This window comes from Facklamia lactis (assembly GCF_015863205.1).
Taxonomy (GTDB): domain Bacteria; phylum Bacillota; class Bacilli; order Lactobacillales; family Aerococcaceae; genus Facklamia; species Facklamia lactis.
The window spans coordinates 19,526-33,161 of the sequence record NZ_JACBXQ010000002.1 but is presented as its reverse complement, the minus strand read 5'-3'; the positions used below and the strand labels follow the sequence as shown (position 1 = coordinate 33,161).

Here is a 13,636-nt window from a genome sequence, read left to right as displayed (position 1 = left end):
AGGAGCAACTGATTAATAGACTTTTAAGAAATAGGAGAAATATATGAAATTTATAGATTTAGATATTAAAAACTTTCTAAAAGATGGCTTAACAGCAATCCATTTTGAAGAATTAACAGCTGTTCAAGAGGCGGTGATTCCTAAATCATTAAAAAAAGAAAGTTTAATTGTACAGTCTCAAACAGGATCTGGAAAAACGCATGCTTTTTTAATTCCTATTCTTGACCAAATTGATCCCTTGAAGAATGAAGTTCAAGGAGTCGTTACAGCGCCAAGTCGTGAATTAGCGAATCAGCTATATGAGGTTGCACAGGAATTAGTTGCTTTCTCAAAAGAAGGAATACGAGTAGCAAATTATGTAGGGGGAACGGATAAGTTACGTCAAATTGAGAAATTAGACAATCAACAACCTCATCTAGTCATTGGGACTCCGGGTAGAATATTTGATTTAATGTCTGCAAATGCTTTGTGGGTTCAAACTGCAAGTATGTTGGTAATTGACGAAGCAGATATGACGTTGGATTTAGGTTTTCTTCCCATTGTGGATGAAATAGCTTCTCGAATGGCGCAAGACTTACAAATGATGGCTTTTTCAGCCACAATTCCGCAACAATTATCGGTATTTCTAAATAAATACATGGTGAATCCCCAACATGTCAAAATTGAAGCGGGACAAGTTCTAGTAGATCAAGTAGATAATTATTTAATTAATACAAAGGGACAAGATCGGAAAAGATTGGTGTATGATTTATTAACCATGGGACATCCATTTCTTGCGATGGTGTTCTGTAATACAAGAGAATATGCGAATGAATTATCTCAATATTTGAAGGATCAAGGTTTAAAAGTTGCGACCATTCATGGTGGAGTTGAGCCAAGAGAACGCAAACGAATTATGAAACAAGTTAAAAATCTAGATTACCAGTATGTTGTGGCTTCTGATCTTGCTGCTAGAGGGATTGATATACCTGGCATTTCATTAGTAATTAATACAGAGTTACCACAAGATTTAGAATTTTTTGTTCATCGTGTGGGACGAACTGCTCGTAATCAGCTCGCAGGTACAGCCTATACCTTTATTACTCCTGATGATGATAAGGCTGTGGCTAGCTTAGAGGCTAAAGGAATTGAATTTACAGAGGTAACTTTATCCAAGGGCGAAATAAAAGAAGTTGAGCAACGATATCGTCGAAGTAGACGACAAAATACTCAAAGGAAGGAGTCTGACCCAAGAGTAAAAGCCTTGATTAATCGAAATAAAAAAGCCAAAGTCAAGCCCGGATATAAACGAAAGTTGACAGAAGAGATAAAAGAGCATCGTCGTTCTCAAGCTAAAAGACAGACTAAATTAAATAATCGGCGGGCAAGAAAGAAATAATTATTAAAAATAAACAAAAAGCTATTTCAGAATGGAAATAGCTTTTTGTTTATTTTTGATTATCTTCTTCTTTTTTCAGTCTATGATCTACAAGGTTTTTAAATTCTTCAAAAGTTAGATCCTTCGTTTGTAAATCTTTCACAATATTATGCAAATGTTGAGTATGATTTTTAAATGATAGATAAATTAAAAAGATAATTAAAGCAATAAATAAATAGTAATTGACATGGAAAGAGGGGATAAAAAAGCGAATGATTTGAATCATTAAGAGTGGAACGAATGACGTTATAATACTCATTTTCATACGAGCCAAAAGAGGAAGCGGCATATTGAGTTTAACATTCAGTAAGCCAGCAAAAAGACCTGTTAGTAGCATTAAGTACCAATAAGTTAGAAAGGCGATCATCATGCAGGCGAAATATATAATGATTGTAATGGCTAGCGATTGATTTGAAATTGCTAGAATTTGATCTTTTAGGACTTCCTCATTGGAAAATGTTTTTAAATTCATTGTAAAAATTTGTGGGCTACCTTTTGTGTAGAGAATCATCTGGTCTTTAATAATAAATAAATTAATTAAAGTTGAAGGATCGATTTGATTAGGATTCTTCGTTTGAAGTTGAATTCCTCCATGGATGTCTTTGTTTTGAACTTGATCATCAACAATTAATTGAAAATATTCTGAATGATAGTAAAGTGCTTTCTCTTTATCTTCTAGTTTTAATTCCCCATTTTCTACCTGATAATGAGGAATATATTCAGTCGAAGATAGAATATTATCTTTTAGATTCTGGACGACAGGTTGAATTTCTATTTGATAATTAAGACCAATCAGTGCAGAAATGAGACATGATAGCACAAAGAGGTATCGCCACTTTATATGTAAAGCTTCGATATAAAAACGTGGATTCTCAAGTCCACGTTTTAAAAGTAAAACGACAAATTTCAATGTATTCTTCCTTTATAATTATAATTAGTTTATTTGAACTGTTTGAATACTACTATCTTAGCTAAAAGAAAGGTAAAGCGCAATAAGTATACTAAGATTTTATAGAATAAGTCGTTTCTCGAAATAAAAACTTTTGATCGAGTAAGACAAGTAGTATCCCTATTAGGGTGCTAACTAATCCATACCAGATAGTATTGGGGAAATAGGTCATGCTTATATTATGGGGACCTTTCGTTAATGGTAAGGCCATCATTGTATCGGATAAAACAGGAATAGGTTTTATTTTTTTGTTGTTGACGGTTATCTTCCAATGCTTGTCATAAGGAAGAGGAATTAATAAATAACCTTTTTTTTGTTGGATATCTATGGTTCCTTGAATTTCGTTCTGTTTAAAAGAGATCACATCGAATAAATGATTTTGTTTAGAATTGATCATTTCTTCATATCGTTTCAAGTCAAATTCATATAAAGAAATTAAATTTGATTTTAAAGAATCCTTTTTGAGGTTAACTCGAATATTTTGATCACTCTGGATATGATTGAAACTTGCGTTTGTGATCTGACGTCCTTCCGCTGGCGTGTAGAAAGAGTATTTATCGTTATTAAGTTGAATCGAAACGTTACTATTAGAAAATTGGCTCGGTAGAGTGAAATAATAAGGATTCTCAGACTCTGTATCAAAATAAAGGGTAAAAGATCCTTTTTGATCTTTACTGGTAGCTCGGTAGGTATAGAAATCTCCATCTCCCTTATCTGCCACTTCGAGATTATTGTATACAACCTCATTAAATGCTTTCTTTTTGAAGTAAGTTTCCCCGTTTCCTTCATAGTCAATTAATTGAAGAAGCATTTCTTGATTGTCTATGGGTAAAAAATCTTCAAATTTTGCGTTAACAATTTCAGGGGAAACTTCTACTGCAAAACCTAATCTTTCAGTGTTCTCATGCGTAACATAGCGATTTTCTTTATCAAGAATAGGATAAGCATTGATATCAAAATCACTGGCTCTTCGATAGAGCACATAGCCATCATCTTTTGTATATATGCGGGTGTTGGATGAAATATCAAGTAAATATCGGATGTCAAATAGGTCATCGGTGAAGAGCGTGCCGTTCGTATAATTAACAGCATTACTAGTGTTAGGTAACCCTAAAAACCCATATAATTGAGTAGTTCGGACTTCGATTGTTGACCCAAAATGATCTAATCCGTGATAGTGATTATACATTGCCTCATTCTTAGTTCTTTGGAAAGTTTTATGGATTCTGTAGAAGCTACTATCATCATGTTTCAGTGGATCAACTGCTTTAGATAATGTTGAAATATAATCATTAAATTTGGACGGTTGAACATAATTGTCTATTTCTGACAAAATTAAAACTGCATTTGTTGTAAGTTCGAAACAAGTTACTAAAAGAAGAAGAGAACTTTTAATGTGTTCAGGTAACATTGTTAATTGCATAATGACTAATAAAATGACGAAAAAAGCTAAGGACATAAAAAGTTTTTCTGGGGTGTGATAGGAATAGTTTGTATATTTAAAATAACCAAAGGTGATAACTGCCATACTTATAAGGACGATCACAATTTGATAAATTGGAATAGTTTTCGTTGTTCGATCGAATGCTTTAATTGCTAAAGTTAACATAAAGAATGAAAAAGTGAATGAAAAACGAAAATCATACCAGATTGGGAATTGTCCACCGTGCCATAATTTATCAAGTAGTTCGATCGAAAAGGAAAAATAAAAAATAATGATGATAATAAGGCTGGTGATTTTTTCTGATAGTTTAATGTTTCGATTAAAGAAATAAAAGAACACCAAAAGCCAAGTCAACATACCTGCATATATATTAGGCGATCCAGAAGACATTTCATCATAGACAAAGCCTCCCATGAACATTTTAGACCAAACATCAACAAAATGATGCTCTTGTACGAATTCAAATATTAATTCAGTTTCGGGATCAAGTTGGGCTCCTTTACTAGCAGTCATGGAATCTACGGTTGGTACAAGAACTATACCTGCTATGAGAACAGCAAAGATCGAATATTTGATAAATATAAAATACTGGATGATAAATTTTTTGAAAACAAATTGATCTTGATTTTCGATAATAAGATAAGCGGCATAAAGCGCTAAGAAAAAGCAGACCATCATTCCTATGTAGTAATGAAACATAATAAGCAAAGCTAAACTAATAACGTATAACCAGGGTTTTCTTCCTTTTATTATATAGTCAAGCCCCAAGGCTACGATAGGAAGAAGAATTAGAGCATCAAACCACATGATATTTAATTGGAATGTAATGGTATAAGACATAAAAGCATAGCACTGTGCAAATGCCATGGCAATATAGGGATTAGATTGATATTTTTTTTGATTGAAATAGAAAAAAGTAGTGGAAGCGGCTAATATTTTGGCGATGGTGAGAAAAGTGACGCCTAAATCTAGATTATTTTCATTAAAAAATAGAAAAATCAAGTTAAAGGGGCTGATTAAATAGTAAGCCCATAACCCAATCATTTCACCCCCTATTCCTTTTTCGAAGGAATAGAGGAGTTGGCGGGGATCACTTAATAGTGTCTTGCGAAAAGTGCTGAAAAAATCAATATATTGCTGTCCTAAATCAATAGTGAGCATTGTTCGGTCTTCAGGACCTCCGAAAGGAATAAATTTAAAAATAATTGCCAAAATGATCATAATGGTTAAAGAAAGAGTGGCATTTAAAATATATTTTACTGATTTAACATTAGATAACATAAACAGACTCCTTAAAAATAAAGTATCATTAGTGCTAATTAAATATACCCTTACATATTAGCAAAAGTTAGCATTCGCTGCATTGATTTTCAATAAAATATTCACTGCCTCTGGTTTGATCTTAGATAATTATTTGCTATAATTGGTAAGAATTTAGAAATTAAGCCAAAGAAAGTATGAGATACAATGCCTAAATCCAATTACCAGTTAAAAAAGAAAAAAAATCGTTCACATATCCCACGCCGCCTCAATTTGTTGTTTTTTGTGGCGTTTTTAGCCTTTACGGCATTATTTGTTCGATTAGGATTCTTACAATTATATCGAGGGGAAACCTTTACCGGAATGGTTCAAAGAACAGAATCTACTTTATCAACAGGATCTGTACCTCGTGGAATGATCTATGATAGTCAAGGTGAAATTGTAGTCGGAAATCAACCACAACGTGCTATTTTATATACGAGGGATCGAGATTCACAAATTACAGGTGAAAAACTAGTAGAAATCGCTACTCAGTTGGCTTCCTTGATTGAAATGCCTACTCAAGGAGTCACAAAATTAGATATGCAAGACTATTTTGTAGTGACCAATATGAATACTATTCGTTCTCGTTTAAGCGAAGAAGAATTGCTTTTAAGTGGACCGGAAGCTTATCAAGCTCAACTCTCAAAAGTTCAAGATGCTGATTTAGATTTTTCCGAAGCGGAATTAGAGGTCATCGCAATTTATAAGAGAATGGCTTCAGCATATGCTTTATCAACTGTGTCTGTTAAAAATAAAAATGTTTCGCAAGAAGAGATCGCTCGTGTCAGTGAGAATCTAGCTGATTTGCCAGGGATTCAAATTGGGACAGATTGGCAAAGAACTTATCCTAAAGGCGAAATGTTTCGTTCAATTTTAGGACAGGTGTCAACAGAAGAGCGTGGTATCCCAAGTGAAGATGCGAAAGACTTGTTATCAAAGGGCTATGCTATGAATGATCGAATTGGGATATCATATCTTGAAAAACAATATGAAACAGTTTTACGTGGAACTAAATCAATTCATAATATTGTCACAGATGCTAAAGATGATATCCTACAGAATAAGGAAATCTACCAGGGCTCTAAAGGTAATAACCTTGTGTTGACAATTAATACAGATTTTCAAGCTAAACTCGACAAAATTGTTGAAGATAATTTAAAAGATATGGGAGAAAATCAGGGCTTAAATGATCGTGTTTATGTTGTGGCTTTAAATCCTAAAAATGGAGAGGTCATAGGCGTTGCTGGCAAACGATTTGCTTATAATGAAGATAAAGATGCCTATAATTATGAGGAAATTCAAGATGATGCGCTTGGAGCCATCAACACCTCTTATGGTATGGGATCAAGTGTTAAACCGGCAATGGTGGCGATGGGATATAAAGAAGGTGTGATTTCGTTAACAGATAATGTTTTAACGGATGAACCATTAAAATTCCAAGCTTCGCAAGAAAAATCTTCGGTTTTTAATCGTAGTGGTAAAATGGATATCAATGACATTCAGGCTTTACAAATGTCATCTAACATCTATATGATTAAATTGGCTATGATGATAGGTGGACAATTCAATTATGAAGAAGAGGGACGTTTAAATATTAATCCAGATACGATTAGTATGCTCCGTAAAGATTTCTCTGAATTTGGTTTGGGGACACGCACAGGTATTGATTTACCAAATGAATCTGAAGGTTTTACACCAGCTAGTGAGCAGTTAGTGTCGGCGCTTGATTTATCATATGGACAATTTGACTTATATACTCCGTTACAAATGGCTCAGTATGTATCGACCATCGCTAATGGAGGGAAACGATATTCGCCTAGATTAGTCAAGGAGATTAGAGGAACAGATTCGGATGGTAAATTGGGAGATGTGATCTCAACTATGCCACCAAAATTATTAAATGTTATCGATATTGACCCTGCTGAAATGGAACGTATCCATGAAGGAATGCGGCAAGTTTCTCATACAGATCAAGGAACTGCCCGCTATTTCTTTATGAACTATCCTTTTGAGGTCGGTTCTAAAACAGGAACAACAGAAGCTTTTTATGCTGGTCCGATCCAATATGCCCAGAATGATCCTGTAACCAATGCTACATATGTAGGATTTGCTCCTTATGATGATCCAGAAATAGCTATAACAGTAGTAGTACCTTATTTAGATGAGAAGTCATGGGGACGAGAATCAACTCGAATTGCCCATGAAGTGATGAACGCTTATTTTGAATCGAAAGCAGAAACTCGAAAAACAATACAAGAATATAAAAAGACTGCCCAGGTAGTGGAATAGTTTATAAACTATATGGGACTTTTATATAAATCTTCTTATTTATTTGTTAAACTAGAGAAAAGATATTAGAGGTGAAAAAATGGATATTTGGATTTTAGTCATTGTATTATTGGTGATTGCGATTATTTTCTTTATCGCTTCTGCCTTTGCCAAAGATGGCAATAATACAGAATTAGAAAAAGTTATTAATGAGCAGGGTGAGCAGATTGATCATTTACAGAGACAATTACGCAATTTAGAAGCGGATGTCTTTGGGGGAGAGATGCCAGTTGATAAGGTGGAGCCCTTAACTGCTGAAGAGGTTTATTACCCAAGCGAAGAAAAAGAGCCGGTAGTGGAGCCTGCGACTAGCGTTGATCTTGATTCAGAAGATATTGATATTGAAGAACCAGAAGTTATCAATTATCAGGTGTCTGATCGTACAAGAGAGGATATTATTCGATTCTATTCTCAGGGCTATACTTTAAATGAAATTGCTAGAGAAGTTGAAGAAGACCAAACAACGATTCAATATATTATCGAAGAATATATTGAAAATCGCTAGATAGGAGGTCTGACATGAAAAAACAAAATTTACGTTCGTTAGGAGTCGGGTTTTTAGCTTCCAGTATTTTAGCAGGTGCCTTTGCAGTTTTTTTTCAAGGACATGTGCCAGTTGATGGGATTACATTGCCCAGTCTGTTTGAAGGCCAAAATACTGAATCTTTCCAAGAACAATACGATAAAGACCAGTCAACGATTGCTGGCTTGACACAAGAAAAAGATGAAATAAGTCGTCAAAAAGAGGAATTTTCTAATCAAGTTGAACAGTTAAAAAATGATAATGAATCTTTGCAAGAAAAACTAGACGAACAAAGTAATTTGCAGAAGGATCAAGAAGATGAGTCTGTGGATGAAAAGGAAGAAACTTCAGCAGAAGAAGTAGAATCTAACGAAGAGGATACAACTGAGGAAGTAGAGGCACCAGAAGATGGAGCATTTGCAATCACGGATGGTGAATCTTCAGCAGAAATTGCGAGCCGTTTGGAAGAAACAGGTTATATTGATTCAGCAAGTGATTTCCAAGAATTGATCGATCAATGGAATTTAGAATCGGTGATTCAGGCTGGTGATTATGAATTATCTAAAGATATGTCTATTCACGAAATTGCGAGTGAGTTGACGAATGGAGTATACTATTATCAGTAATGTTAAAATAATATAGCTATTCGAATCATTTAATGATATAATGCTAAAGTGCTGTTTTAAGCGAATAACAAATTTTCATCAGTTTGGAGGGATACCATGCGCGTAAACATTAATTTGGAATGTACAGAATGCGGTGAACGTAATTATTTATCAAATAAAAACAAACGTAATAATCCAGATCGTCTAGAAGCAAAAAAGTATTGCCCACGCGATCGCAAAGTAACTTTACATCGTGAAGTGAAAAAATAATTTATCTTATCTAAAGTTGGAGTTTAATGACTCCAACTTTTTTGTTTTCTACAAAATTTTTGTGGATAGTGTATAATATATTGAATAGAGTGTATAGAAAAGGAGAGCCGAAAATGATGCAAAAAAAGTTGGATAATACCTCTTATATAACATATACGATTGTTGGGATTAATCTGATGATTTTTCTCTATATGTTGTTAAAGTTTGGCACCACCACTTCAGTAGAGGCTCTGGTCCAAATGGGAGCAAAATCTAATATTCATATCGTATTTAGACATGAGTTTTGGCGTTTGTTATCGGCTGCTTTTATACATATTGGGTTTGAACACCTTTTATTCAATAATCTGTCAATCTATTTTATTGGGATGGATTTGGAGAAATTGATGGGACATTTAAGATTTATAGTTTTATTTATTTTTTCTAGTCTGGGAGGTAATCTATTTTCATTTGCGTTTAATTCAAACGTTTCTGCAGGAGCTTCGACAGGAATTTTTGGACTTTTTATCTCTTATGTAGTACTAGCTCAAATGTATCCTCACCTTTTGGCGTTAAAACAAAGGGCCACTAGTTTTTCAATCTTAATTATTCTGAATATTGTGACCGGTGTAATGGGGACTGGAGTAGATAATTGGGGGCATATTGGAGGAGCAATCTTTGGGGGACTTATTACCTTGTTAATTGGCTTGGATAAGCGATATTCTAGTAAAATCAACTGGAAAATTCGTCTGGGTTCACTGGTGATACTTATCTTGCTATCCTTGCTATTATTATATTTTGGGTTTCAAAAAGTATTATAGAAAGGAAATATTATGGTAAAAGAGAAGATAATTGCAATCGATTTAGGAGGAACTTCTGCTAAACTCGCTTTAGTTAGTACGACAGGTAGTATTATCTATCAATGGGCTTTACCTACTGATTCAAGTGAGGAAGGTCTGTATATTGTGCCAAATCTAATTCAGTCTATCCAGTCTGAGTTGAAAAGTCGCAATGAATCAATCAATGAATTTTTGGGTATTGGTTTTGGAACGCCAGGTACGGTTCAAGAGAATGGATCTGTAGTAGGGGCTTATAACTTAGGTTGGCAGCGGGCGCATCCTGTGAAAGAGTATTTTGATCAGGCTTTTGATATCCCTTTCTATATTGAAAATGATGCAAATGTTGCAGCCTTAGGTGAGCAGTGGCAAGGCGCTGGAAAAGGTTTTCAGGATGTGGGGATGTTAACGCTTGGAACGGGTGTAGGAGGTGGAATTGTAATGAATGGTAAAATAATTACAGGCTCCACTGGTTCCGCTGGCGAAATCGGGCATATTACAGTCGACTTTACTGATGATTTTTTATGTACTTGTGGGAAGCATGGTTGTTTAGAATCTGTTGCATCGGCAACTGGAATTTTAAATTTAGCTCATCATTTAGCAACCTACTATGAAGGCAATTCACGACTCTATCAAGCCACAATAAAGGACGAGAGGCTAAATGCGAAAATGATTATTGATGCTGCGAAAAATGGAGATGATTTTGCTAGAGTAGTCTTTGAACATTTTTGTCGTTATTTGGGCTTAGCTTGTTCTCATTTAGCAAATATTTTAAATCCTTCAGTGATTGTGATTGGAGGAGGTGTTTCTCAGGCCGGAGATTTTTTGTTAAATCAAATTCTTTCTGAATTTGAACATTTTGTCTTTGCACCGATTAGAAATAAGACAAAAATTCAACTTGCTCAGCTTGGGAATGATGCAGGAGTGATTGGGGCAGCATCATTAGTTATTCAATAATAGAAGGAGTGTAAGTAAACATGACATTTTTACAGTTTTTATTGATTTTTGTATTAGTGATTATTCTTTTAATAGGGTTATATTTGGGCTGGCTATGGTTAATGCGTAAACGTTCAGCTACTATGGCTAATGCGCATGAATTGAATGAAAATATAAGAAAAGTATCTGTAATTGATGTAAGAGAGCCTGCGGAATTTGATGCGAAACATATTCTTGGAGCAAGAAATATTCCAATCTCCCAGTTCAAAATGCGATATACTGAAATTCGTAAAGATAAACCAGTTTATCTATATGATGAAAACTATTTTTTTGCTTCTAGAGCAGCAAATATTTTACGTAAATCAGGTTATGAACAGGTGTATATTCTAGAAGGTGGAATTGATAAATGGTTTGGTAAGATTAAAACAAATAAATAGAGAAAAGGTTCTATGACATTAAGCATCATAGAACCTTTTCTAATAGTTAGTTGAAATAGTTGGTAATGGTTAATACTAAAGTAAGAACTAGCCCAATAACCATGGTGAAAATCATAAGGATAGCCATTATTTTGATCAATCGATCATATTTACTTTTTTTATTTTTTTTATATTTCATTAATAGTGCCTCCCAGTAAATCTATATGTGTATTGTACACAAAAGAAAAAATGACTTCAATTTTTCTGATGAATAGTTCGAGGCTTTAATTAAATTCTTAACTCTGATAAAATAAGTCTGATTAATGATAAAGGAGTTTATAGGATATGACACTGGCACAAGTTGGAGTAATTGGAATGGCTGTAATGGGGAAAAATTTAGCCTTGAATATTGAAAGTAGAGGTTACGATGTTGCTATTTTTAATCGTTCAAGTTCGAAAACGGAAGCTGTGATTCAGGAAAATCCGCACAAAAAGCTTGTTCCTCGATATAGTCTTGAAGAGTTTGTAAGCAGTCTTGAGAAACCACGTCGCATAATTTTAATGGTTAAAGCAGGTTTTGCAACAGATGCAACCATCCAATCATTAATACCTCTGTTAGATAAAGGAGATATATTAATTGATGGAGGGAATACTTTCTTTAAGGATACGATTAGAAGATCAGAAGAATTAGCTAATTCAGGTATCCATTTCATTGGAATGGGAGTTTCTGGTGGTGAAGAAGGGGCTTTAAAAGGACCAGCACTCATGCCAGGTGGACAAAAAGAAGCTTATGAATTAGTAGCGCCTATTCTTGAGCAAATTGCTGCTAAAGCTCCAAGTGATCAAGAACCTTGTGTCTCCTATATTGGGGAGAATGGAGCGGGGCATTATGTAAAAATGGTTCATAATGGCATTGAATATGGAGATATGCAATTAATAGCTGAGTCCTATGATATTATGCGCCATTTCTTAGGGATGGAAGTAGATGAGATTGCGCAAGTTTTTAAAGAATGGAACCATGGAGAATTAGATTCTTATTTAATTGAAATTACTGCAGATATTTTAACTAAAAAGGATCCGGTTTCAGGCGAAGCGATGGTCGATGTGATCTTGGATCGTGCGGGAAATAAAGGAACAGGGAAATGGACTTCTCAATCAGCTCTTGATTTAGGTGTCCCTCTTCCGACCATCACAGAGTCTGTTTATGCTCGGTATATCTCAGCGATGAAAGAGCAACGATTGAAAGCTTCTGAAATCTTATCGGGACCACATCATGACCCTAAGCGATTAGAAGAAAATCAACAGGTATGGGTTGAAAAAATTCGTCAAGCACTTTATTTTTCAAAGATCATGTCTTATGCTCAAGGATTTGCACAATATCATGCTGTATCAGAAGCGTTTGAATGGGAGTTAAATTTTGGAGAAATTGCTAAAATTTTCCGTGCGGGTTGCATTATACGTGCTCAATTTTTACAGAAAATTAGTGATGCCTATACTAGAAATCCAGAATTAGAGAATTTATTATTGGATGATTATTTTAGAGAGATTACGGACGCATACCAAGCAAGTGTTAGAGATGTAGTAGCTTTATCAGTTCAAGCGGGGATCCCAGTACCAGGTTTCTCAAGTGCTATCGCTTATTATGATTCTTATCGAACAGCTGTTTTACCGGCGAATATTATTCAAGCTCAAAGAGACTATTTTGGTGCCCATACTTATGAGCGTATTGATCGTCCGGGTTCTTACCACTTTTTATGGGATCTCAATGAAGAAATAAAAATTGAAGAGTAATCCCTCATATAAAACATTTAGCAAAATGAACAAAAAAGGAGTTTAACCTAAATTTTGCTAATAAAATTTGTGAATAATAATAGTTATTTTGTCGTAGAAAGTGTACAATAATAGCGACAGTAAAAAGGAGGAAGCGTTTTAATGGCAGAAAATCCTAAACATCGTATTCTAATTGTCGAAGATGAGAAAAATTTAGCACGCTTTGTAGAGTTAGAATTACAGCATGAAGGTTATGAAACAGAGATTTGTTATGATGGGCGTTCTGGTTTAGAAAAAGGGTTAGATGGAGAATGGGATGTGATCCTTCTTGATTTGATGTTACCAGAATTAAATGGATTAGAAGTGGTTCGACGAATTCGCCCAATCAAAGATACTCCTATTATTATTATGACGGCACGCGATTCTGTAATTGATCGGGTTTCTGGTTTAGACCAAGGGGCAGATGATTATATTGTAAAACCTTTCGCAATCGAAGAATTGTTGGCCCGACTGCGAGCATTATTCCGACGAATAGAGAATGAAGAGGATTCAAGAGCGCAACATCAGCCTATCGTTAAGTATCGTGATTTAGTCATTGAAAAAGCAAGCCGAATTGTTCGACGTGGTGAAGAGGTTATTGATTTAACAAAACGAGAATATGAATTATTGCTTTTCTTGATGGAAAACGTCAATATGGTGATGTCTCGCGATGTGTTACTTGAACAAGTTTGGGGCTATAAGACTGAAGTTGAAACAAACGTGGTAGATGTTTATATCCGATACTTGCGTAATAAAATCGATCTTGAAGGGCAAGATTCCTATATACAAACTGTTCGCGGAACCGGATATGTGATGAGAACATAA

Annotated in this window: 13 protein-coding genes; 10 read left to right on the top strand and 3 right to left on the bottom strand. The window is 34.7% G+C overall.

The window, feature by feature from the left end; genetic code table 11:
- The first annotated feature begins 43 nt into the window (after positions 1 to 43).
- A complete protein-coding gene (locus HZY91_RS03065) occupies positions 44 to 1,378 on the top strand; it encodes a DEAD/DEAH box helicase (protein WP_197114656.1) in 1,335 nt (444 codons plus the stop codon).
- 49 nt (positions 1,379 to 1,427) lie between these two features.
- On the opposite strand, the gene HZY91_RS03060 is transcribed toward HZY91_RS03065, so the two are convergent.
- Positions 1,428 to 2,327 carry a DUF1189 family protein gene (locus HZY91_RS03060; protein ID WP_197114654.1) on the bottom strand — a complete coding sequence of 300 codons (900 nt, stop codon included), beginning with the start codon at positions 2,325 to 2,327 and terminating at the stop codon, positions 1,428 to 1,430.
- 91 nt (positions 2,328 to 2,418) lie between these two features.
- Entirely contained in the window at positions 2,419 to 5,091 is a 2,673-nt protein-coding gene (locus HZY91_RS03055; protein WP_197114652.1) for a YfhO family protein, read from the bottom strand.
- Between the two features lie 186 nt (positions 5,092 to 5,277).
- Between HZY91_RS03055 and HZY91_RS03050 the strand changes: the two genes are divergently transcribed.
- From HZY91_RS03050 to HZY91_RS03020, 7 genes are all read left to right on the top strand, one after another.
- Positions 5,278 to 7,401 (top strand): peptidoglycan D,D-transpeptidase FtsI family protein, encoded by a 2,124-nt coding sequence (locus tag HZY91_RS03050; protein WP_197114650.1) that lies wholly within the window; start codon positions 5,278 to 5,280, stop codon positions 7,399 to 7,401.
- A gap of 79 nt (positions 7,402 to 7,480) precedes the next feature.
- Positions 7,481 to 7,945 carry a helix-turn-helix domain-containing protein gene (locus HZY91_RS03045; RefSeq protein WP_197114648.1) on the top strand — a complete coding sequence of 155 codons (465 nt, stop codon included), beginning with the start codon at positions 7,481 to 7,483 and terminating at the stop codon, positions 7,943 to 7,945.
- Between the two features lie 14 nt (positions 7,946 to 7,959).
- The gene (locus HZY91_RS03040) at positions 7,960 to 8,589 is read left to right on the top strand and encodes an endolytic transglycosylase MltG (protein ID WP_197114646.1); all 630 of its coding nucleotides are present in this window, start codon (positions 7,960 to 7,962) and stop codon (positions 8,587 to 8,589) included.
- A gap of 96 nt (positions 8,590 to 8,685) precedes the next feature.
- Positions 8,686 to 8,838: a 50S ribosomal protein L33 gene (gene rpmG / locus HZY91_RS03035; protein WP_197114643.1), complete on the top strand. Its 153-nt coding sequence runs from the start codon at positions 8,686 to 8,688 to the stop codon at positions 8,836 to 8,838.
- A gap of 113 nt (positions 8,839 to 8,951) precedes the next feature.
- Complete coding sequence (locus HZY91_RS03030; RefSeq protein ID WP_197114641.1) at positions 8,952 to 9,635, top strand: rhomboid family intramembrane serine protease; 684 nt, start codon at positions 8,952 to 8,954, stop codon at positions 9,633 to 9,635.
- A 12-nt stretch (positions 9,636 to 9,647) separates the two neighbouring features.
- Complete coding sequence (locus HZY91_RS03025) at positions 9,648 to 10,607, top strand: ROK family glucokinase (RefSeq protein WP_197114639.1); 960 nt, start codon at positions 9,648 to 9,650, stop codon at positions 10,605 to 10,607.
- 20 nt (positions 10,608 to 10,627) lie between these two features.
- Positions 10,628 to 11,023 (top strand): rhodanese-like domain-containing protein, encoded by a 396-nt coding sequence (locus HZY91_RS03020; protein ID WP_197114630.1) that lies wholly within the window; start codon positions 10,628 to 10,630, stop codon positions 11,021 to 11,023.
- Positions 11,024 to 11,069: 46 nt separating this feature from the next.
- Here the strand turns inward: HZY91_RS03020 and HZY91_RS11190 are convergent, their stop codons facing one another.
- Positions 11,070 to 11,201 carry a DUF4044 domain-containing protein gene (locus tag HZY91_RS11190; RefSeq protein ID WP_197114629.1) on the bottom strand — a complete coding sequence of 44 codons (132 nt, stop codon included), beginning with the start codon at positions 11,199 to 11,201 and terminating at the stop codon, positions 11,070 to 11,072.
- A gap of 146 nt (positions 11,202 to 11,347) precedes the next feature.
- Here HZY91_RS11190 and gnd point away from each other — a divergent pair, with 146 nt between their 5' ends.
- Positions 11,348 to 12,793, top strand: coding sequence for an NADP-dependent phosphogluconate dehydrogenase (gene gnd, locus HZY91_RS03010; protein ID WP_197114627.1), 1,446 nt, complete (start codon positions 11,348 to 11,350; stop codon positions 12,791 to 12,793).
- 141 nt (positions 12,794 to 12,934) lie between these two features.
- The gene (locus tag HZY91_RS03005; RefSeq protein WP_197114625.1) at positions 12,935 to 13,636 is read left to right on the top strand and encodes a response regulator transcription factor; all 702 of its coding nucleotides are present in this window, start codon (positions 12,935 to 12,937) and stop codon (positions 13,634 to 13,636) included.

Bases quoted from the DNA above. Each gene is read 5' to 3' on its own strand.
- HZY91_RS03040 (WP_197114646.1), top strand. From the start codon at position 7,960: ATGAAAAAACAAAATTTACGTTCGTTAGGAGTCGGGTTTTTAGCTTCC.
- HZY91_RS03030 (WP_197114641.1), top strand. From the start codon at position 8,952: ATGATGCAAAAAAAGTTGGATAATACCTCTTATATAACATATACGATT.
- HZY91_RS03045 (WP_197114648.1), top strand. From the start codon at position 7,481: ATGGATATTTGGATTTTAGTCATTGTATTATTGGTGATTGCGATTATT.
- HZY91_RS03020 (WP_197114630.1), top strand. From the start codon at position 10,628: ATGACATTTTTACAGTTTTTATTGATTTTTGTATTAGTGATTATTCTT.
- HZY91_RS03055 (WP_197114652.1), bottom strand. From the start codon at position 5,091: ATGTTATCTAATGTTAAATCAGTAAAATATATTTTAAATGCCACTCTT.
- HZY91_RS03065 (WP_197114656.1), top strand. From the start codon at position 44: ATGAAATTTATAGATTTAGATATTAAAAACTTTCTAAAAGATGGCTTA.
- rpmG (WP_197114643.1), top strand. From the start codon at position 8,686: ATGCGCGTAAACATTAATTTGGAATGTACAGAATGCGGTGAACGTAAT.
- gnd (WP_197114627.1), top strand. From the start codon at position 11,348: ATGACACTGGCACAAGTTGGAGTAATTGGAATGGCTGTAATGGGGAAA.
- HZY91_RS03050 (WP_197114650.1), top strand. From the start codon at position 5,278: ATGCCTAAATCCAATTACCAGTTAAAAAAGAAAAAAAATCGTTCACAT.
- HZY91_RS03025 (WP_197114639.1), top strand. From the start codon at position 9,648: ATGGTAAAAGAGAAGATAATTGCAATCGATTTAGGAGGAACTTCTGCT.
- HZY91_RS03005 (WP_197114625.1), top strand. From the start codon at position 12,935: ATGGCAGAAAATCCTAAACATCGTATTCTAATTGTCGAAGATGAGAAA.
- HZY91_RS11190 (WP_197114629.1), bottom strand. From the start codon at position 11,201: ATGAAATATAAAAAAAATAAAAAAAGTAAATATGATCGATTGATCAAA.